The 20,306-nt window shown below is 56.2% G+C and carries 15 protein-coding genes; 13 read left to right on the forward strand and 2 right to left on the reverse strand.

What is annotated here, in order from left to right:
• The first annotated feature begins 557 nt into the window (after nucleotides 1–557).
• The 3 genes from ABJ076_RS20170 to ABJ076_RS20180 all read left to right on the forward strand — a co-directional run bounded on the left by ABJ076_RS20170 (nucleotide 558) and on the right by ABJ076_RS20180 (nucleotide 4,327).
• Nucleotides 558–1,772, forward strand: a complete 1,215-nt coding sequence (locus ABJ076_RS20170) for a globin-coupled sensor protein (RefSeq protein ID WP_348193050.1) — start codon at nucleotides 558–560, stop codon at nucleotides 1,770–1,772.
• Nucleotides 1,773–2,375: 603 nt separating this feature from the next.
• Complete coding sequence (locus ABJ076_RS20175) at nucleotides 2,376–2,915, forward strand: hypothetical protein (RefSeq protein WP_348193053.1); 540 nt, start codon at nucleotides 2,376–2,378, stop codon at nucleotides 2,913–2,915.
• The gene (locus ABJ076_RS20180; protein WP_348193056.1) at nucleotides 2,879–4,327 is read left to right on the forward strand and encodes a HAMP domain-containing sensor histidine kinase; all 1,449 of its coding nucleotides are present in this window, start codon (nucleotides 2,879–2,881) and stop codon (nucleotides 4,325–4,327) included. The genes ABJ076_RS20175 and ABJ076_RS20180 overlap by 37 nt, the downstream gene beginning before the upstream one ends.
• Before the next feature lie 123 nt (nucleotides 4,328–4,450).
• On the opposite strand, the gene ABJ076_RS20185 is transcribed toward ABJ076_RS20180, so the two are convergent.
• Nucleotides 4,451–5,317 (reverse strand): 5'-nucleotidase, lipoprotein e(P4) family, encoded by an 867-nt coding sequence (locus ABJ076_RS20185; RefSeq protein WP_348193058.1) that lies wholly within the window; start codon nucleotides 5,315–5,317, stop codon nucleotides 4,451–4,453.
• A gap of 301 nt (nucleotides 5,318–5,618) precedes the next feature.
• Between ABJ076_RS20185 and ABJ076_RS20190 the strand changes: the two genes are divergently transcribed.
• The 7 genes from ABJ076_RS20190 to ABJ076_RS20220 all read left to right on the forward strand — a co-directional run bounded on the left by ABJ076_RS20190 (nucleotide 5,619) and on the right by ABJ076_RS20220 (nucleotide 14,762).
• Complete coding sequence (locus tag ABJ076_RS20190; protein ID WP_348193061.1) at nucleotides 5,619–6,101, forward strand: bacterioferritin; 483 nt, start codon at nucleotides 5,619–5,621, stop codon at nucleotides 6,099–6,101.
• Nucleotides 6,102–6,390: 289 nt separating this feature from the next.
• Nucleotides 6,391–8,439 carry an ABC transporter substrate-binding protein gene (locus ABJ076_RS20195; RefSeq protein WP_348193064.1) on the forward strand — a complete coding sequence of 683 codons (2,049 nt, stop codon included), beginning with the start codon at nucleotides 6,391–6,393 and terminating at the stop codon, nucleotides 8,437–8,439.
• A 111-nt stretch (nucleotides 8,440–8,550) separates the two neighbouring features.
• Nucleotides 8,551–9,561 (forward strand): ABC transporter permease, encoded by a 1,011-nt coding sequence (locus ABJ076_RS20200; RefSeq protein WP_348193067.1) that lies wholly within the window; start codon nucleotides 8,551–8,553, stop codon nucleotides 9,559–9,561.
• Nucleotides 9,562–9,565: 4 nt separating this feature from the next.
• On the forward strand, nucleotides 9,566–10,762 hold the full coding sequence (locus ABJ076_RS20205) for an ABC transporter permease (protein ID WP_348193070.1): 1,197 nt from the start codon (nucleotides 9,566–9,568) through the stop codon (nucleotides 10,760–10,762).
• Nucleotides 10,762–11,769: an ABC transporter ATP-binding protein gene (locus ABJ076_RS20210; RefSeq protein ID WP_348199033.1), complete on the forward strand. Its 1,008-nt coding sequence runs from the start codon at nucleotides 10,762–10,764 to the stop codon at nucleotides 11,767–11,769. The genes ABJ076_RS20205 and ABJ076_RS20210 overlap by 1 nt, the downstream gene beginning before the upstream one ends.
• Nucleotides 11,766–12,752: an oligopeptide/dipeptide ABC transporter ATP-binding protein gene (locus tag ABJ076_RS20215; protein ID WP_348193075.1), complete on the forward strand. Its 987-nt coding sequence runs from the start codon at nucleotides 11,766–11,768 to the stop codon at nucleotides 12,750–12,752. The genes ABJ076_RS20210 and ABJ076_RS20215 overlap by 4 nt, the downstream gene beginning before the upstream one ends.
• Before the next feature lie 339 nt (nucleotides 12,753–13,091).
• On the forward strand, nucleotides 13,092–14,762 hold the full coding sequence (locus ABJ076_RS20220) for a hypothetical protein (protein WP_348193078.1): 1,671 nt from the start codon (nucleotides 13,092–13,094) through the stop codon (nucleotides 14,760–14,762).
• Nucleotides 14,763–14,776: 14 nt separating this feature from the next.
• Here the strand turns inward: ABJ076_RS20220 and ABJ076_RS20225 are convergent, their stop codons facing one another.
• On the reverse strand, nucleotides 14,777–15,481 hold the full coding sequence (locus tag ABJ076_RS20225) for a hypothetical protein (RefSeq protein ID WP_348193080.1): 705 nt from the start codon (nucleotides 15,479–15,481) through the stop codon (nucleotides 14,777–14,779).
• Nucleotides 15,482–15,776: 295 nt separating this feature from the next.
• On the opposite strand from ABJ076_RS20225, the gene ABJ076_RS20230 reads away from it, so the two are divergent.
• Genes ABJ076_RS20230 through ABJ076_RS20240 form a run of 3 tightly spaced genes read left to right on the forward strand, consistent with a single transcriptional unit; the run spans nucleotide 15,777 to nucleotide 20,306 of the window.
• Nucleotides 15,777–16,202 (forward strand): response regulator, encoded by a 426-nt coding sequence (locus ABJ076_RS20230; protein WP_348193083.1) that lies wholly within the window; start codon nucleotides 15,777–15,779, stop codon nucleotides 16,200–16,202.
• The gene (locus tag ABJ076_RS20235) at nucleotides 16,199–17,119 is read left to right on the forward strand and encodes a chemotaxis protein CheW (RefSeq protein ID WP_348193086.1); all 921 of its coding nucleotides are present in this window, start codon (nucleotides 16,199–16,201) and stop codon (nucleotides 17,117–17,119) included. The genes ABJ076_RS20230 and ABJ076_RS20235 overlap by 4 nt, the downstream gene beginning before the upstream one ends.
• Nucleotides 17,120–17,123: 4 nt before the next feature.
• Entirely contained in the window at nucleotides 17,124–20,306 is a 3,183-nt protein-coding gene (locus ABJ076_RS20240; protein ID WP_348193089.1) for a chemotaxis protein CheW, read from the forward strand.

The raw sequence follows: 20,306 nt of genomic DNA on the forward strand, positions 1-20,306 counted from the left end.
ACCGGTTGGAAATAAACACAATGCGACAGATGTCAAGATGAGTCCTGAAATTTTCTGTGCTGACACTTGATGCGATCAGGTTGTGTGGTCTCGCTTATGCATTTTGGCAATCGCCTCAAGTATGAAGTTGTTACTTTTGGGTTGTAGGTTTCGTGTCAATCATGATCATGTTCTCTCTTCACCAAAGTATTTGTTCTTATTTAGAATCAATGCCCTTAATAGCTGAATTAATTTAAATTATTGTATTTAGACTGACCAGCGGCCTCGTCTAATCGCGCCTGCGACTGCTAAGGTGCTTTCTAAATCGCAAAGTTCAAAAATTATATAAATCATAATTTTGAAATACTTAGGTTGCATTTTGTTCGAGGGAAACCTACGCCTCCGTGATTGATTTTATGTAAACGTTAATAATATATGGATGTCGGATGTAAGTAAAAATAGATGCGATTAAAATTAAAAATTGTTCACAACTAAATGATTTATTAAGAAATTTCTTGAATAAGCTAAATATAGAAAATTTCCCAATTATTAACCTAGGGTTTTAGAGGGGCTTTGGTGTGTCGTCAGATTTCTTGGAAAAAGAGGACCGTCTCTCGTTTTTTAAAATCGATGAAATTACGTCAACGAACGTGAACGAGTTCAGGCCCGTCGTTGAACGAAACCTTCCTGCTATCCTGGATGTTTTTTATGCTCATGTGATGACCGTGCCCAAGCTGGCGAAAATGTTTGTTTCTGAAGCGCGCATTGAGCATGCCCGTGAGGCACAAAGCCGACACTGGCTCAAACTGTTTTCAGGTAAGTTTGATTCCGACTATTTCGAATCCATTCAAACCATTGGCCGGGTCCACAATCGGCTTGGACTAGAGCCGCGTTGGTATATAGTTGGTTATGCCATTGCGTTGGGGGAGCTCCATCGGCTGGCAGTGCAGCATTGCATCAAAGGGTGGCGGGCCAACGCGGCGACGGGCAAGGCTGCGGCGCTTATCCAGGCGGTCGATAAGGTCGTCATGATTGATATCGAGCTTGCAATATCTGTCTATCTGGACGAGCAGGCGAAAGACTTTAACAAGCGACTTGAGGCGCTTTCGGACCAGTTCCAGGACTCGATTACCGGTGTCTCGACCAGCCTGCTGGAATCGGCTGGAACGTTGTCCGGAAAGTCGAGTGATATGAACTCTCTTTCAAGTACGAGTCTTGATCGAACGGCAAAGGCGACTCAAGGAGCGGAGCAGGCCAGCCGCAATGTTCCGAGCGTGGCATCGGCGGCAGAGGAAATGTCAGCGTCGATCAGCGAGATTTCTCACCAGGTTTCGGAGTTCAATTCAATTGCGGTCGAGGCCACCCAGACGGTCAACAATACAATGGAGACCGTCGAGGCTTTGAACCATGCAGCTGAAAAAATCACAGGCGTTGTCAGCCTGATTCAGGACATTGCGGAACAAACCAACCTGTTGGCACTGAATGCGACAATCGAGGCGGCCCGTGCTGGTGAAACGGGCAAAGGGTTTGCGGTGGTCGCATCCGAAGTGAAGACGCTCGCTAACCAGACATCGAATGCGACGGATGAGATTTTCGAGCAAGTCACGAATATGCAACGTGTTGCGAACCTGACGAAATCAAGTATCGAAAACATCGCGGCATCCATGTCGAAAGTCGAGGATTCTTCTTCGCCAATTTCAGCTGCGGTTGAAGAGCAGGACGCGGTCACACGCGAGATTCACAAAGTGCTGCGGAAGCGCACCATGGGGCAGCGGACGCGCTTGAAGCGATAAACCTTGTTGAGGATGGGGTCCGTCAGTCTGTGGAAATGGATTCTGAAGTCTCCAGCTCATCCGTGAATGTCACGGGTCAGGCGAGCCAATTGCAGCAGGAGAGTGAGCAATTCATCACCAAGATCCGGACGGCTGGTAAACGAACCTAACTCGAAAAACCACTCTCGGCTTTAAACGGGACAAGGTCCCAGCGAGCCACAAACGAGAGTCTGTCCTTACAGCTCGACAGGTCTGCCCTGGTGATCGGAATACCCGGGCCGTGATCGCGCTCGACGAAGATCCTTTGACCAATCCTGTGACCGCTGACGGATATCCGATCGTACCGTAGGCTCGATATGGCATGTATGATCTGTCCCGTTTACGCATGATATTAAGGGGCGGTATTCATGCTCAAAAACAGGATTGTCAACAATCCTGTTTTTGAGCATGAAGGTTTGATACAGCGTTGTTTCTGGGCGTCTCGGATTCTGGGCTGCCAAAAATGAGTCTATTTGTTCAGAATACGTTAACAAATTGGGCCCTATAGGATGGCCCTGATGTGTCTGGAGAGAGTCCTTTTCCGGAGTTTTGGCCGAAATAGAGATGCTCAATCTGGAGCGGCGAATGTTTGGAAATATCGATCATTTTTCCGTCTCCACACCTGTTTCCCGTTGTGGCGGAAGCCTGCTGCGTCGTTTTTTTGTAACCTTTGTATTCTTTGCTGCACTCGTGTCATGGACCTGTGCTGTCTCAGCGGACACGATCCGAATGACAGGAAAAACGGCCTCTGGTGCCGAACAGGATGTCACTCTTGATGAGATCGATCTAATCGGTTTTGTTGCAGAGAGGGTCTACAACCCATACGAAAAGCGCAGGGTTCCATATTCAGGTGTCTTGCTTGACCAGCTAGTCGCGAAATACGGCGATCCTTCAGTGAAATCGGTTAAGCTCACCGCAATTGATGGGTATAGAATTACTTTCGAGCAAGCTGAATGGCAGGAATTCAGAATCCTTCTGGTCACGAAGCTGCGCGGGAAGCGTTTTGACCTGGAGCAAAAAGGACCTGCCCGGATCGTGTTTCCGGATTTCACTCCGGATGAGGAAGTTCATCGCGCGAAGCTCCCTAAATGGCTTTGGATGATTCAGGAGATCAGATTCGAGTGACCTCCTACCGCCATATCATCTTTGCTTTGATCGTTATTGTCTCAGCAATAGCAGCCGGGCTGTACTTCAATCGTGAGTTCAGCCTCGTTCCGTCCAGAATTGCGGAATCCAATGAGGCAATGTGGAAAACGGACTCTATGCGTCATGTGTTCAAGGTCTCCATGCTTGCCAGCCGAGGCTATGAAGCCTTTCTTAGCTATCTTCGTACCGGCGATAAAAACCATCTGAAGAAGGCGGCGAATTTCAGCAAGGCATCGATCGGCTTTGCTTCGAGTGCGTTGACGGACGACCAGGCGCTGGCCGGTGATCTGATCCCGTTCCTTCGCCGTAATGTTGAAATCAGTGAAGCAGTTCAGAGCATTGAAGAAGCTTCCGCCATGGCTGATGAATTTCACGAGAACATGGCCCGGATCCATCGCGGTTCGGAGCATGCCGAGCAGGATATATGGCTCTCATTTCAAAAGGATTTCGTGCGCTTCCAGACGAATGAGCAGCGGGCACTTATCGCCTATCAATTCTCTGCCGGGCTTGCCATTGCGGTTCTTTTGATCGTCGGGTTTTTCTTCCTGCGGCAGCGCTCGCTGCTCAGTGTTATAGAAGCGCGTGAGCATGATCTGGAGCACATGGTAGAACTGCGGAACGAAGAGCTCCAGCTTCTGCGCAAGACACAGGCGGCGGCCGAAGCGGCAGACCGGGCGAAGACAGAATTCCTGGCGCTGATGAGCCATGAGCTGAGGACCCCGTTGAACGCCATTATCGGCTTTTCGGAAATCGTGAAGAGCGGAGACAAGCGTCTGGTTTCGGGAGAGAGAACGACGGAGTATGCCTCCGCGATACACAGCGCGAGCCTGCACCTGCTCAATGTCATCAATGACATTCTCGACCTCGCAAAAATTGAGGCGGGCGAAACCGAGCTGCACGAGACGAAAATCCAATTGATCGCCGTTATTGAAAGATCGGTGAGCCTTATCCGGCAGCGAAGCCAGGAAAAGCATCAGACAGTCAGTATTGAGATGGATCGGTCATTGCCGACGCTGATTGGCGATGAACGTCTCGTTCTTCAAATACTGATCAATCTTTTGTCCAACGCCGTTAAATTTACCGGCGAGCACGGAGAAATCGCCGTGTTCGCTTCTGCCGTGTCAAGTGGCGGACTTGACATTGGCGTGCGCGATAACGGCGTCGGGATTGCGTCCGAACATATCGACACTGTTATGCAGCCCTTTGGACAGTTGCGCCTCAATAGTGCGGTTACACATGAAGGGACGGGGCTGGGACTGCCCCTGACCGGGCGCTTTGCCGAGCTGCATGGTGCGACAGTTACTCTTGAAAGTGAGCTCTCCAAAGGTACCACTGTGACAATTCATTTCCCGCCGCATCGGATCGCCGCGTCGAATATGTCGCTCTCGTAGCATGTCGATGCGCAGTGATCGTTTTCGAGGGGCTGTCAGCCGGGCGTTGTTAACAGGTAAATATGAAAGCAGCCCGGACGAAGCCGGGCTGCTGCGACAGAGCTGATGAGGTGATCTAGCAGATTACTTCGGGCCTTCCCACTCATCCATGATGGCATGTTTCATGGCGCGCTTCTCCGAGCCGGAGGCTTTCCAGTTGTTATTTATTGCTGCACCTTCCCAGGACCCGTAGGTCGGGTTGGCGAACATAATCCACTGCTTGCCCCACATGGCCTGGTGTTTTTCGAAGGTGCCGAGCCGCTCGGAGGGCGAGCCCTTCACATTCTCATCCGTGAAGTCGCCGAGATTGTCGCCAAGTTGCAGAAGCACGCGATAGCTGGACACCACATGCTCCCGTCTTGGAGTCTTGTTGGAGGAGTTCCATTCATCCTTCTCGCCGCGCAGCAGGACCACATCCGTGTCCTCATCGACCGGGTAGCCGAATTTCTTTAGGTTCGCGCGGGTGGCTTCTTCACCGGGTGCCTTGCGGTTGGAGACGTAAATCACTTTCACGCCCTTGGACTTGGCGTATTTGGTGAATTCGAGGGAGCCGGGAATCATTCTGGAAGTCTGGCTCTCGACGAATGGTGCCCAGGTTTTTGAGCTGTAATATTTGTCTTTTTCGACGATCCAGGCCTGGTAGGGGGAATTGTCGAGCACGGTCTCGTCAATATCGAGAATTACGGCCGGTGGTTTGGACTGGTAATCGCCCGACTGCTCCAGTGCAGCGGTCCATTTTTTGTCCGCAAGCGCCTGATCGAGGCGAAGCATGGCGAGCTGATAGAGAGCATAGGCATTGGCTTTGTATTCGACAGAATTCTGCACCCAGTAGGTGGCGTTCAGTCCGTCATGGCCCTTGATATCTTCCGCGTTCGCAGTAGCGGTTGCGCTGAAAGAAAGTGCGACGGCTGTGACGCCGGCGAGTGCGGTGGTCTTCAGAAGGCGTTGCATGGTTCGACCCTTTCGTTACCCGTGGCCGGGGTAAGGGTGAGCCATTCCCCAGCATGGCTAACATGCTGTCATGAATTCGTAGCGGCGTGCTAGTGCGTTTGAACCGATGCCTTGCGGACGGAGAAAGTCGACCAAAGCAGGCCGGGTAGAGCGCTGAATATGCCAGCGACAATATGACCAATGGTTGCATGCAGCGCCTGACCCCATGTTTATGGAGGAAGTTAATGCGCTTGGAAAAGAGTGTGTTCCAGCGGATTGGATCCTCCGAGATTTACTCACAAGAACGGAGACAGATAGCGTTATGGCAAATGAGAAAACCCTGAAAAATCTGCAAACCGCGCTCGGCATGGAATTGACGGCCGCGCACCAGTATCAGCTTCATGCGCATGTCCTCGACGACTGGGGCATTGACCGACTTGCCGTCCAGATGCGTTTGGAAATGCAGGAGGAACTAGGGCATTCAGACGCGTTCATTGAGCGCATTCTGTTCCTGAACGGAAGTCCGGAACTAAAGTTCGAGAAGGCGCCAACAAGGGCCCAGTCCCTGAACGACATGTTTCAGGCCGACCTGGACGATGAGAAGGGCGCGATCAAGTTCTATACGCAAGCGGCTCGTGAAGCGTCGGAAGACGGCGATATAGGATCTCGCGTGCTTTTCGAGAAGATTGCGCTGGATGAGGAAGGGCACATGTCCTGGCTCGATCTGCAGCTCAACCTGATCGCCCGTATGGGAGAGCCTGCCTATATTGCCAAGCACATGTCGGTGCAGGGGGAAGGCGAATAACCACCTGGCACTAAGTATGGCGCTGTCTATAGCCCCGTGTCGGTGTATCGGCACGGGGCCTGTATTTTGACGAAGATTTATTGCTGCGTCGCACACATAAAATCCGCCTAAGTGCCTCAAAAAATTACCAATGCGCGTACCCAGAGCATAGATTGACAACATTTCGTGCTGGTGTGACTGTCATAAGGGCATCACCGTATTGCATTGCAATATTAATAGATGCGGAATAGCGTCGATCAGTCTGGGTTCTGGGAGAGGAACTCGGACTGCATAATTCTTGGGGGACTTCATGCGCAAAACACTTCTTCTCGCAGGCGTAGCTGTCTGCGCTTTTGCGGGATCGGCAATGGCCGATTGCCCGCCAGTTACCATGGCCGATATGAAAGGCGTAAAGGCTGGTGCCTTTCCGCAGCAATATGAACTGGCCGAATTCGAAGCCACAGCTGGCTGCAAGCTGGCCTTCGCAGGTAACCCGAAATCGGCCGATCTGAACGGCAAGATCCAGGGGAACGGTGCATTGCCATCGCTCGCCGAGCGTCTTCCTGCCGAGCCGCTGGTGGTCGTGCCTTATGCCGAAATCGGCACCTATGGCGGTGTTCTCGATGGTTTGTCGAACGCACCGGAAGCCGGCACGTCCGATCTGCTGTCCGTCCGTCACGTCAGCCTGGTGCGTTACAGTGACGATCTCGCGACGGTCGTGCCGAATGTGGCCAAGAGCTGGGAATGGAACAGCGACTTCACGAAGCTGACCATGACGCTGCGTAAGGGCCACAAATGGTCCGACGGCGCGCCGTTCACCTCCGAGGACGTCAAGTTCTGGTACGACGACATGGTGTTCGACGAGAACATCATCAAAAAGCCGAAAGATTATGTGCTGGTCGCCGGCAAGCGGATGACGGTGGAAACGCCGGACCCGCAGACCGTTGTGTTCAATCTGCCGGCGCCGAAGCCGGGCCTGCTGGCCCACTTCGCGACGCATTATTCCCAGCCCTTCATGCCGAAGCATTTCCTCGGCATGTTCCATCCGAAATACAACCCGGATGCTGACGCGAAGGCGAAAGAACTGGGCTTCGAGAGCGGCTACGCGGTGATTTCCGCCTATTACGGCAACTCGGACTGGACCGACACACCGTCGATCATGCTGTCCGATCCGGCGAAAGCGCCGAAAATGCCGAAGGGTGTTTATCCGACGCTTGAATCCCACATCGTCGTAGCTGAATCGACCGAAGGACGTCGCCTGGTGGCGAACCCTTATTTCCACATGGTCGACACGGCGGGTAACCAGCTCCCCTATATCAACGAAATTGATGAAGTGCACATCAACGAGAATGAAGTGCGCATCCTGAAAGCCGTGAATGGCGAGATCGACTACAAGTCGCAGTCCCTGCAGCTTCCGTCGGCGCCGATCATGCTGGAGAACCAGGAAAAGGGCGATTACACGGTCGACCTTAAACCGACCATCGCCATGCCGACCTTCGCTTTCAACGTCACCTCGACGGATGAGGAAAAGCGCAAGGTATTCGGTGATCTGAAGTTCCGTCAGGCCATGTCGGTGGCGATGAACCGGGCAGAGATCAACGAAGTCGCTTTCTTCGATCTCGGTCAGCCGAAGCAGTATGTGGCCTTCTCACCGACCCCGGATTTCGTCGATCCGAAATGGGAAGAACATTACGCCCAGTTTGATCCTGATCTGGCCAAGAAGCTGCTAGACGAGGTCGGCGTGGTCGACAAGGACGGCGACGGTGCGCGCGACCTGCCGAGTGGCGCTCCGCTGGTACTGAACCTGCAGTTCTCGACACAGGGCATGCCCGGTCAGGTCGCCGAGCTGGTTGCTCAGCACTGGACCAATGTCGGTGTCAAGGCAACGGTCAAGGAGGTGACCCCGGATGAGTATCGTTCGGCTCAGTCCTCCAACCAGCTTGACGTGATGATGTGGCAGAAGGGTCAGCCGCTCGCCATTGTGCTCGGCAACGCGGAGCTGTTCCAACCGCCGTTCGAGAATTACTTCGGCGGCCGCAATGGCATGCTCTGGGCCGAATATGTCGATAGCAACGGCACCAAGGGTGTCAAGCCGCCGGAATATGTCGATCAGCTGCTGGCGGATATCGATGCCTTCCAGTCCGCTCCAGTGGGCACCAAGGAATCTGCGGAGATCGGTCAGCGTCTGGTTCAGAACATGACAGAGAACCTGCTGTTCCTCGGAACGGTACAGGCGCCGAACCCGATCTATCATCGGAACGCGCTCAAGAACTTCCCGGAGTTCAAGACCTGGTCCTACGAGTATTACCGGACCTACCCCTATCGTCCGCAACAATGGTTCCTTGCTGACGAAGGCTAATGATCTTCCGCGCGGCGGGACCGGGGCATTGGCTCCGGTCCTGACCGCGTCGGTTTTAGATCGATGACCTGAGAAGATCGGTCGATCTAAGACCGACGGGGGCGGGGATATATGCTGAGATTCATACAATTTGCGTTAACGCGCGCGGCCATGGCCGTGGTCACGCTGCTACTGGTTTCTTTTATTGTCTTCACGTTGATGGAGATGGTGCCGGGGAACTGTGCCGAGCGTTATCTCGCCTTTAAGAATACCCAGGGCGAGCAGATCAGCCTTGAGAATATTCGGGCGGAGGAAATACGCCTGGGCCTCGACAAGCCCTACGTTCAACGTTGGGTCAACTGGGTCGGAAATGTTTTCCTGCGCGGCGATTTCGGCGATAGCTGCATCCTGCGGGTCAATATCAACCAGCTTCTCGGCGAGAAGATCTGGATTTCCCTCGGCATCTGTTTCACGGCACTGCTGTTTGCTTACCTGATCGCTCTGCCCGTCGGCATCATTTCGGCGACCGTGGCAAGCCCGGCCATGAACAATGGTCTGCGTCTGGTCTCCTATCTTGGCCTCGCACTGCCGAATTTCCTGCTGGCGCTGATGATCATGTTGTTCTCGACCATGGTCTTTGGCGACAGCCTGACCGGTATGTTTTCCAAAGAATTCCGGGACGCGCCCTGGTCCTATGAGCGGGTGATGGACTTCTTGTCGCGCGCATGGCTGCCGATCTTCATTCTCGGATGGTCCGCCACGGCTTTCGCCTTGCAGACCGTGCGGGCTCTGATGTCGGACGAATACGGCAAGCTCTATGTAACAGCGGCGCGGGCACGGGGTGTCACCGGCGGCAAGTTGCTTTGGCGCTATCCGGCCCGCCACGCCCTTGGGCCGATCATCAATTCCCTGGGTTTTGACCTGAACCGTGTCTTCAACGAGTTGCCCATTGTCGCGGTGATCCTGACACTGTCGGAGGCTGGGTCTCTATTGCTCGAGGGGCTGGCGCGATCGAATGATCAGCAGCTCGCGGGAGCGATCATCTTCATGCTGACGGCCTCCATTGTGTCGCTCAATTTCGTAACTGACATCCTGCTCTCGCTGATCGATCCGCGAGTGCGTAAAAGCGTGATGGGAGGCTAGGGCGATGGTCGATCAAACACTCTCAGACTCCCCCGCGAAAAGCGCTGACCAAAAGTCCAAGGAAGCCTACTTCACGGCCAGCCAGATGCAGCTCGTCTGGGCGCGTTTCAAGAAGAACAGGGCGGCCATGGTCGCCGGTGCGGTGTTGATCTTGATCATCCTAATGGGCTTCTTCGCGCCATTCCTCTCGCCCTATGATCCGACCATCGCCGGACGGGATAAGGAGTATCAGAACGGCGCGCCGCAGATCCCGATGTTCTGCGATCACAATGGCTGTTCCCTGCGCCCCTTCCTGCACACGCTGGAACGGACTCGCTCGATCAAGACAAACTTCCGCTGGGTCACGTCGATCAATACGGAGGAGCGGCGCTATGTACAGCTGCTGCCGACGGGCTGGGAATACCGGATGTTCAGTTTCGAGCTGAACCTTCCGGGCGAAGCACTGGATATCAAGATCCCGGGATTTCGTATGACCACGCATCTGTTCGGCGTGGATAAGGGCGGCATTCATATCTTCGGCACTGACCATGCGGGCAAGGACATTTTCTCCCGCACTCTGCACGCAATCTATACATCGCTTGCCGTCGGTACCATCGGTGTCTTTATCAGCTTCGTGCTGGCCCTCGTGATCGGCGGCGTATCGGGTTATTTCGGCGGTTGGATCGATGGTGTCTTGCAAATGTTCACGGATGCCATCCGAACGGTGCCGGCCATCCCTCTTTTCATGGCGTTGGCCGCGTTCGTGCCGGATGAGTGGAGCTCGGAAGCCCGGTTCTTCTTCATCTCCATTATTCTTGGCTTCATCGGATGGCCGACCTTGGCGCGGCGGGTCCGAACACATCTGCTGACCGAGCGGAACCAGGAATATGTGCTGGCCGCCAGGATGTGCGGCGCGTCCCCAAGCCATGTTATCCGGCGCCATCTGCTGCCGAGCTTCACCAGCTACATCATCGTCGATCTGGTGATCTCCTTTCCGTACATGGTGTTGTCCGAGACAGCGCTCAGTTTTATCGGCCTTGGCCTGAAAGAACCTGTCAATTCGCTCGGAGTGCTGTTGCAGAGCGTCACCAGCGCCGACGTGCTGCTGAATTATCAGTGGTACTTCATCCCGGTTATTTTCTTCGTCGGCATGGTGCTGGCCTTCGTCTTTGTCGGCGATGGGCTACGCGACGCGGCCGACCCTTATTCGGATCACAAATGATGGCGGCACCTCTTCTTTCCGTCCGCAATCTGACGGTGCAGTTCAAGACCGACGAGGGCCTGATCACGACGGTTGACAATGTCTCCTTCGATATTGCCGCCGGTGAAGTGCTCGGTTTGGTTGGCGAAAGTGGCTCCGGCAAGTCGGTGACCGCGAAGGCGCTGATGAAACTGAATGCGGGCAACACGGTCTATGGTCCGGACAGTAGCATCACGCTCAACCTGGATGACGGTCCGGTCGATATTCTCTCTCTTCAAAAGGCAAAGGACCTGAAAATCGTTCGTGGTGGCGCCATCTCGATGATTTTTCAGGAACCGATGGCGAGCTTTGCCCCGGCCATCACCATTGGCGACCAGATGGTCGAACAACTTCTGCTGCACAGCGCGATGAACAAGAATGAAGCGCGGGAGCTTTCGATCGAGATGTTGGATCGGGTCGGGATCTCCGATGCTTCCAAGCGGATTGATCAGTACGCGTTCGAGTTTTCAGGCGGTATGCGGCAACGGGCGATGATCGCCATGGCGCTCTCGACCAAGCCGAAGCTACTTATCGCAGATGAGCCGACGACAGCGCTGGACGTAACGATCCAGGCTCAGGTCATCGATCTGATGAAGGACCTGATTGGCGAGTTCGGCATGGCTATCCTCTTCATAACTCACGATCTGGGCGTTATTGCTCAAACGGCGGACCGGGTGGCGGTGATGTATCTCGGCCGCGTGATGGAAACTGGCAGCGTGCGGGAAGTGATCCGCACGCCAGCCCATCCCTATACTCAGGGCCTGCTAAACGCTCTGCCTAAACTCGAGCGTCTCGACGAGCCGTTGACGCCTGTTCCAGGTGATATCCCAAGCCCGTTAGAGCGTCCCGACGGGTGTGTGTTTCACACAAGATGTCCGAAATTTATTCCCGGGAATTGCGATGCAGACCGGCCCGGGGAGGTGAGTGTATCGGCAAGTCACCAGGCCGCCTGCGTCGCGGTAGAGTCCGTTTTGGAGGCCGCATCGTGAGTGTTCAGGAAAGCCACGTCTGGGTGAACCATCTCTCCGTTCATTTCGGTGTCGGCAAAGGCCTTCTTGGCGGCAGCACCATATTGAAAGCTGTGGACGAGGTTTCGCTTGAAATCCCGCGAGGGTCGTTCTTCGGTCTGGTCGGCGAAAGCGGCTCCGGCAAAACGACACTCGGCCGGGCGATACTAAAGGCGGCGCCGATATCGGACGGCGAAGTGCGATATCGTGACGAGGATGTCGACTTCGATGTCGGTCTGATGAGCAAGGGAGAACTGAAGGAGTACCGGCGGCGCGCCCAGCTTATATTTCAGGATCCCTATGCGGCACTCAGTCCTCGCATGACCGTGCGAGACATCATTGCCGAGCCACTGGAAGTCATGAAGCTTACAAAATCGCGTGCGGAAACGGACGAGCGTGTCCGCGAGATAGCCGCGAAATGCCGACTCAATCTGGAGCATCTGCGGCGGTTCCCGCACGCTTTCTCGGGGGGGCAGCGCCAGCGGATTTCTATCGCACGGGCTCTTGTATGTGAGCCTAAGTTCCTCGTTGCCGACGAGAGTGTGGCGGCCCTTGATGTGTCCATTCAGGCGGACATCCTCAACCTTCTGAAGTCGCTGCAGAAGGATATGGACATTACCTTCCTATTCATCAGTCACGACCTTAGTGTCGTGGCCCATACCTGCGACTATGTAGCGGTGATGTATCTGGGGGCGATTGTTGAAATGGCGCCGAGCCGGGAGCTGTTCACCGCGCCGAAGCATCCCTATACGAAAGCCTTGCTCTCAGCGATCCCGTCGCTCGATCCGGACGACCGGGGCTCGGCCCAGAAGCTGGAAGGGGAAATTCCTTCTCCTCTCAACAAGCCGTCCGGATGCCGTTTCCATACGCGATGCCCGGTCGCTGTTGAACGTTGTTCTGCCGAGGTGCCGGCTTGGCGGGAGCTTTCAACCGGGCATAAAGTTGCCTGCCACTTCGCTGAATAGTCCCATCGCCTGCCTTCTGCGCATGAGCTGATTTAAGAGCGGCGACCAATATCTGCCGTTTTGACTGCTTTTTATTGGAGTTTTGAGCCTTCTGTTAACAGGCACGAGAGTTGCATGTTATGCCCTGACATCAATTTGGTAGCATTCGCACTTGAGTTGAGACGCAGGACTGTTAAGATTCTATTAGAAATAAATTCGCGCTAATATTGGCCAAACTCGCGAGAGAATATCGCTTCAATGGCCGATTGAAGACAGAAAGTAAGTGCGGGTACACACGTGTTTGGTAGTTCAAATAAAGTATTCGAGATACTGACGCTGCGCGATGGATCGTGGTCAATAATGGCCACCGAGACATCCAAGGATAGCGCGCAAGCTGAAGCGATGAAGATCCTCTCCCAGGCCGGGATCGAGGGTGTTCGGGTCGTTTCAGATACTGGCAAGCCGGTCAACAGTCTGGGCCCGGAAGACATCCTCTTCGAGCGGATCAAGCCGAAGGGTGATGAGAAAGTCTTCATCCAGAATATCGACGATGCGCCGGTCTGCTACACGCTTGAGGATTTTTATGCGACGGATGGCCGGACAACGATCAATCGTCTGTTCCGGACCTACCTCGACAAACATAACCTGACGGCAACTGAAGCCATGCATTCGGCGCGTGAGATGAAGCGCCTGCTGGATGATGGCACGTTGCTTTTCTCGGCCGTGGCAAAAGTAGCGACTTTCCAGGCGGCGAAGTTGGAAGACACGAACGCGAATGAGCGCCGCGAGACGCTGTTCGCTTATGTCGACCAGATCAATCACCTGGCACAGAAGACCCTGCAGCGCCCGATGCCGCGTATCCGGGATGTTGGGCTCAATGAGGGCGTGGCCGAGCTGAAGGCTTCTGCCGCACCGGAAGAACTCGATTATCTGATCAGATCTGCACTCGCGACGGAACTTGTCGAAAACCGGAGTTTCGTCGGCAAACTGGGGCAGGCTGTCGATTGGGCGGTGATCGCAGAGGACCCGGCGACGATCACGGCGCTTGATATCTATATCTCCGATATCCTTCACAATGCGGATGTGTTGCGCGACATGCTGGGACATCAGCGCGATCTTGCCAGCGCGCTGATCACGATGATCTGTTTCGCGAATGGTGAGCCGATCGGTGAGGAGCCGGAAGAGCTGACAATCGAGCATCCCGCCTATACGAACATCCAGCTCAACAGGCTTATCGGTTCGGGCAAGCTTCCCGAAAGCAAGGCCATACTGGTGGATCGTGTCCGGCGCCAGCTTGAGGGCTTGAGTCCTCTCTCCAAAGGGGACCGGGAAGAGGAACGTGAAGTCTTCCACGGTTTGCTGGACAAGCTGATCCCGGACATCAACATCGTTGGCGGCCCGGACATGGCGGAGGCGGTAACCGCCCGTCAGTCGACGATCATTAACAAGGGTGGCCAGAAAGGTATGAAAGAGGCGGCGGCGTCTGTCTTGCCGACGCTGGCCGATCCCGGGCGCAAGGCCGGCTATCTTCTTTCTCTGTTGGAAAGTAAACTTGGCGTCGAAGTGCTTGGCGCAGAGATCGACAATCATCTTGATGCGCTTCTGGTCGGTTCACCCTCGGTGAATCATCTGGTGCGGGAAAAGCTGCCACCGAACAAGAAGATGGCTAAGGTCACGTCGATCTTTAACCAGATCAACAAATCCGCTCTGCCGGATAACCGTAAAGAGCAACTTACCACGCGTATCGACGAGCTGCTCGCGACCTATATCGTGGACGGCAAAATTCTCGATAAGATCGACAAGTCGGATCGGCCGCTGCATGTCCGCGCCTTCATGCTTGTAAGCATGGTGCAACCGGAAATGCTGCCGAAGGGAAAAGCGTCAAATCTGGCGCGCGAAATCATCGTCAATCATCTGAAGCGGCCGAATTTCGAGGCGGACCTGGTCTCGCAAATTCCCGATCCCAAGGATCAGGCAAATACTCTACGGAAGTTCCATGAGCAGCTGCATCGCTGCGGCTTCTTCGGGTGAGTGATCGCCGCGTGTCAGCCCATATCCATTTCGAGTTCGTCGGCGAAGTCGCCCCACTCGTCGTCACTGTCCTCGGCGGTGCGGGCCGTTTCGACGAGAGCCTCCAGAATAGCGTTATAGCGCGCCCAGGTTTCGGCATCGCCACGCGCCCGATTTGCGGCCCAGGCCGCGGCAAGCCCGGTCGCCCGGGCGGCATGAGTGCGGGCAGCCGCAGCACGCGCGGCTTCGGCGGCTGCTGCGGCGGGGACATTGTCGTCCCGGGCATAGGCGCGGGACAGGTCGCGCGCTTCGGCCCTGGCGGCGACACGGAAGTTTTCATTTCCGGTTTCAAGAAATTTGCGGACGCCAGGCGGAATGTCCCAGAGATCGGCGACGTCGAGCGCGACCTTGCGGGCGAATTCCCGGAGCAGGTCTTCGCCGTCGACACGCCACAGCACAGTGCGGGTTGCGCAGACCAGTTTGTCGTCCTGCCGCGTCGCGAGGTCTTCGCACTCGACTCGGCAAATCGTGTTTCCGGGGGCATATTTCAGGGCATCGAGGATGCGTTCCGAGGCATGCAGGCCGGAAACGCAAAGAGAGGGCGCCGCGCCATGAGCGAGTTTCTCTCCATCCGCCGGCACCGGGCGACCGTCGCGCAGCGCTTCGTCGACGAAGTGCCAGGCCAGCAATTCTCCGGAGCCGTTCTGGGTTCCGCTCGGGGATACGTTCTGTTCCATCATGTCATGTCCATCGCAATGCGTGTCATGGTTCGTCCCTATCGTCCTATAGCCGTCGGCAGAGGGCAAGCGCTTGATGGCGCGTTGCTTTCAACAAATCCAAAGTGCTCGCGTGTTCTTCGAGACAAGGAAATGGATGGGTGCTTTCGTCATGGCTTGCCCGGTCGTCTCAGGATGCAAAATTTTCATCCTCGCCGTTGGTTTTCAGGCAATTTGCCGGTAGGCAAAGCCAAGCCGATATGGAACCATGAACCCCTTGATTCGAAGATAGTTTCCACCCCTGGCAAATGGTTTCCGCATGCCTAAGGTTCTGATTGTCGATGACTCGCGTCTGGTCCGCCTGACGATCAAGACCATTCTTGATCGGGCAGAGGGATTTGAGGTCGTCGGAGAAGCCGAAAATGGCCGCGAGGGTGTTGATCTCGCAAAGGAACTGAATCCGGACGTGGTCACGCTCGATATCGAGATGCCTGTGATGAATGGGATCGAATGCCTGCGCCGGCTGCGGATAGTTTCTCCAGCAAAAGTCATTGTGCTGTCTTCGCTGACCCATCCGGCATCGCCCAAGGCTGTGGAAGCCAGGTTGGTGGGGGCCGACGCGGTGATCGGTAAACCCTCAGGTTCCGTCAGCCGGGATGTTGATGCGAGCGGTGGAAGCCTGCTCATCGATACGATCAATCGCCTGATGCAGGCCGACGCGGCAGCCGGGGAGGCGTCGGTATGAGTGCCGTGGAAAGTGTCCTCGAAACCCACAAGATTCCTGTTCTGCTTTTCCAATCTGACGGCCGCCGCTATGGCGTGAGACTATCGAGTGTCCGTGAGGTCGTCGAGATCGAGAATATGGAACCGATCGAGGGCGAGGCGGACGAGTATATTGGCGTTATGGTGCTCCGGAAGGAGCCTATACCGCTGGTGGTGGTCCGGTCCGGGGCAAACGAGCTTGAGACCGATCTGCCGATGTGCATCATCCTGCAACGCGGCCACGCGGTGATCGGCCTCGCGGTTCAGAAAATCATCGGAATCCGGAGTTTCGATCCAGCCCACCCAACAAAGGGGCTTGTGGCGAGCGACCAGCCGCAGCACGCCTATCTTGATGATGACGGCAATCTGGTCCAGGCCGTCGACCCGGACCGTTGGTTCAACGCGCAAAGTGCCCTGCCGCTGATTTCGGATCAGCGCGCCATGAAACTTGCCGACGAGCAGGAAAAAATCGTCGAACGACCGCGTCAGCGCTACATGGCGCTGACCATCCGCGATCATCTGTATGCAGTCGACTCCAGCTTGGTCGAGAGGGCGATCGACGAAGTGGAGACCACACCACTGCCCAAGCGGCCGGGTGTGAAGCTGGATTCTGTCATTGAGGTCAGCGGCACCGTAATGCCCGTTCTGCGTCTCTCGCGTGGTGGGTTCGAGGCGCAGACCATCCATATCATTGTGAATTATTACGGTCAGAAGTGGTCGATCGCGACGGAGACAGTGCTGGGTATCGTTGTTGATGAAAGCCCGGTGCGGCCGTCCGACGACGACACCCAGGCACGTGTGATTTCTCACAAGGGCGCGTTCCATGAGGTGATCGACGTGCCGGCACTGATTGCCCAGATGGTGCCGGATTTCGTCCGCTCCGGCGACGGTAGAGGATAGGCGCATGAGCGGATTCGACGACGGCGCCGGCGGCGCGATGTGGGAACTCTTCGAGCAGGAGAGCGAGGACTATCTTGGTCAGATCGAAGATATTCTTTCCGGAAGTGCGGCCGATCTCGAGAACGGGGAGACCATGAGCGCTCTGTTCCGCGCCATGCACTCCCTTAAAGGTGTTTCCGCTTCGCTTGGCCTTACCGGCATTGAGCTTGTCGCACATCACGCCGAGGATCTGCTCGATATGTTCCGGAACGGGGAAGCCCGACCGGACGAGGCGACGCGCGAACTTCTGTTGCAGACCGCCGATACGCTTGTTGCCTTGCGTGAACAGAGCATCGCTAACACAAGCGATGCGCCAGCCGACATGCAGCTCGTGGGGCAACTGACCGCGGCCAAGGCGCAGTTGAAAAGCGGTGGCGCTGTTGCGGCGCCTGCGCCGCAGGCCGCCCAGCAACAACCGGCCCCGGCTCCAGCGCCAGCCGCCCCAACCACTCCTGCTCCTGCGCCTCCACCACCACCTCCTGTCCAGGAGGCGCCAGTCGAGGCTAACGACGGTGGCGCTGCGAGGCAGATGTCGATGCAAGTCTCTCAGGCACCGGCAGATCCGTCTGAGCCTGAATTCCAGCCGGAAACGGTAGGGCCGTTTGACGAGGTGGTGCGGAGCGAGCTTGGACAGCTTGCGGAGGCGTTGGAGAATCCGACGCTGGAATCGCTCGATACACAGGCCATATCCGGCTCGGTGCTTGCGATCCGTGAGGTGGCGAACGAAGTCGGCTATCTCGGCATTTCGGATGTTCTGAGCGATATTGTAGACCTGCTTCGGGATTCAGATCCACTCGACAAGACGGAGCTGACGCGCGGGCTTTGTATTTTCGTGCATCGGCTGCGGTTGCTGTCGGAACTCGCGAGTTCGGGGCTATCGATGGAGGATGTGGACGATTCAATGTCGCCTCACATCTCTCGGGAAGCGCGTGAAGTGGTCGACCGGCTTTCAGCGGGCGGTGGCACCACGAAGGACTGGGAGCTTGTCGGCATTCTTGCCCGCGCGCTCGGCGTGCAGCGGATTTCCGCTTTGGCGCGACTTTCCAGTGAGTTGACTGCGGAGCCGGACTGGCGGGACCGCTCTGGCGCCTTGGCTGTGGTCGAGGAGATCCGCCGCGAGAGCCAGGTGATCGGGATTGAAGGCCTGAATGTAGCGTCGCTCGATATGCTGCGCGGTACCTATGATCGGCTGCGGGATCAGATGGCCCTGTTGCTCACTAACGCCGAAGCGGCGGTGGCGGAGTTGCGGACGTCTCTCGGCGACGAGGTTTTTAACAGCCTGTCGCCTGACGCACGTCAGCAGATCGCGGATTTCCTGAAGCAGCCGAACGCTAATCTCATCGAGATCCAGGCGATGCTGCCGGACGGTCCAACCTCGACGCAGCAGATCATGGGCCGGATCTATCAGGAAAAAGTGATGTCCAACCGGGTGCTGGTCGATACGCATCCGGACCTCTACCAGTTCCTCGTCGGCGTTATCGGCCCGGCGGATCCGATGATGAATGCCGTGCAGGCGATTGACGGCGCGCGTGCCGCTCTTCAGTCGTGGCAAATTCTGGCAAGCAACGAAGTGCAAAATGCAGGGGCAGCGGCCCAGATGGCTCCAGCGCAACCGGCACCCGCACAACAACCGGCGCCTGCCGCACCGACTGCTGGGGCAGAGCAAGGTGTGATGCATGTAGGCGACGACTGGACCGTCGGAGGCGGCAGTGCGCCGAGACCTGCAGCCGCACAGCAGGCAGCGCCAATTCAGACACCCGCACCGCCGCCGCAGGCTGCGCCTGTCCCGCCGCCGTCGCAATCTTCTGTTTTGGAGCCCGTTTCGGCCGACGCCAAGGTTCCGGCCGAGCGTTCTGAGGGCGGAGCGGCCGCGCGTGCCTCGGGTGGAAGTTCGCTCCGGGTGTCGTCGGAACTGGTCGATAACTATCTCGATACTGTGGCCGAGTTGCGCCTCTGCATCTCCCGGATCGAGCAGGGAGCATCTGAAGCCGGATTTGCCAGCACGATCGCTGAGTTGCGCTCTCTTGCGAAGCAGACCGGCGCGCGCAAGGCGGAGCGGTTGCGGTTCGCGGCCAGCCATATCGACGATGCGGGTAAGATTCTCGCAAGCCAGATCGCGAAAGCGGAAACCACACTGCGGATGCTGCATTCTGTGACACTGCAGCTGCGTGTGGTGCCGATAAGCATTGTGCTCGGTCGCATGCCACGTCTGGTACGCGACCTCGCGCGCAGTCTCGGTAAGCAGGTCGACCTCGATATCGAGGATGGAGACATCCAGATCGATAAATCGATGGTGGATGCCCTGATGGAACCATTGGTCCATATGATCCGAAACGCCATGGATCACGGGATTGAGTCACCGGAGGAACGGCAGAATCTAGGCAAATCCCAGAAAGCAATTCTGACACTGAAGGCGACACAGAGCGGCAATGTCGCGCAGATTATGATCGCTGACGACGGACGCGGTTTGAACACGACCCGGATCAAGGCCAAGGCCATGGAACGGAATCTGGTCTCGGATCAGGATGCTGCACGCATGTCCGAGCGGGAAATCCAGCGCTTGATCTTCGCACCCGGTTTCTCGACCGCTTCCGCAATCACGGAAACATCCGGCCGCGGGGTCGGTATGGATGTGGTTCTGACCACGATCCGTCGGCTCGGTGGCTCAATCGATATTGACAGTGTGGAGGGTGAAGGCACCAAGTTCTATCTCAGCTTCCCGGTCTCGGCCGCTCTGCAAAGGATTGTCGTGGTGACCGATGGTGAGCGGGATCTGGGTTTGCCCGAACGCTCCATCGTCGAAGTCATCGAGGTTGCCCGCAGCCAGATCCAGGAAGTCGGCGAGTTCGCAGGCATTCAGCACCGGGACGGTTTCCTGCCAGTGCGCGCGATCGAAACCATGCTCGGATGGGAAACGCCCGAAGTCGCTGCAAATCAGACGGCGTTCCCTGTGGTGATTATCGGTACGCCACAGCGCAGGGTTGGCGTCGCCGTGGCCCGGGTCAAGCGGCGTCAGGAAGTCTTTATGAAAGAGTTGCATCCGGCGTTGAACGCGGTTGATGTTCTGGCTGGCGCTACGGTCATGGGGGAGGGCCAGCCGCTGCTGGTTCTCGATCCGGAAACCCTGATTGCGATAGCCGGAGCCTAG

This window comes from Nisaea sp., from assembly GCF_039990255.1.
Lineage (GTDB): Bacteria > Pseudomonadota > Alphaproteobacteria > Thalassobaculales > Thalassobaculaceae > Nisaea.

Excerpts from the sequence above, each read along its gene's own strand:
- ABJ076_RS20175 (WP_348193053.1), top strand. The coding sequence starts at position 2,376 with ATGTTTGGAAATATCGATCATTTTTCCGTCTCCACACCTGTTTCCCGT.
- ABJ076_RS20180 (WP_348193056.1), top strand. The coding sequence starts at position 2,879 with ATGGCTTTGGATGATTCAGGAGATCAGATTCGAGTGACCTCCTACCGC.
- ABJ076_RS20185 (WP_348193058.1), bottom strand. The coding sequence starts at position 5,317 with ATGCAACGCCTTCTGAAGACCACCGCACTCGCCGGCGTCACAGCCGTC.
- ABJ076_RS20190 (WP_348193061.1), top strand. The coding sequence starts at position 5,619 with ATGGCAAATGAGAAAACCCTGAAAAATCTGCAAACCGCGCTCGGCATG.
- ABJ076_RS20195 (WP_348193064.1), top strand. The coding sequence starts at position 6,391 with ATGCGCAAAACACTTCTTCTCGCAGGCGTAGCTGTCTGCGCTTTTGCG.
- ABJ076_RS20200 (WP_348193067.1), top strand. The coding sequence starts at position 8,551 with ATGCTGAGATTCATACAATTTGCGTTAACGCGCGCGGCCATGGCCGTG.
- ABJ076_RS20205 (WP_348193070.1), top strand. The coding sequence starts at position 9,566 with ATGGTCGATCAAACACTCTCAGACTCCCCCGCGAAAAGCGCTGACCAA.
- ABJ076_RS20210 (WP_348199033.1), top strand. The coding sequence starts at position 10,762 with ATGGCGGCACCTCTTCTTTCCGTCCGCAATCTGACGGTGCAGTTCAAG.
- ABJ076_RS20220 (WP_348193078.1), top strand. The coding sequence starts at position 13,092 with ATGGCCACCGAGACATCCAAGGATAGCGCGCAAGCTGAAGCGATGAAG.
- ABJ076_RS20225 (WP_348193080.1), bottom strand. The coding sequence starts at position 15,481 with ATGATGGAACAGAACGTATCCCCGAGCGGAACCCAGAACGGCTCCGGA.
- ABJ076_RS20230 (WP_348193083.1), top strand. The coding sequence starts at position 15,777 with ATGCCTAAGGTTCTGATTGTCGATGACTCGCGTCTGGTCCGCCTGACG.
- ABJ076_RS20235 (WP_348193086.1), top strand. The coding sequence starts at position 16,199 with ATGAGTGCCGTGGAAAGTGTCCTCGAAACCCACAAGATTCCTGTTCTG.
- ABJ076_RS20240 (WP_348193089.1), top strand. The coding sequence starts at position 17,124 with ATGAGCGGATTCGACGACGGCGCCGGCGGCGCGATGTGGGAACTCTTC.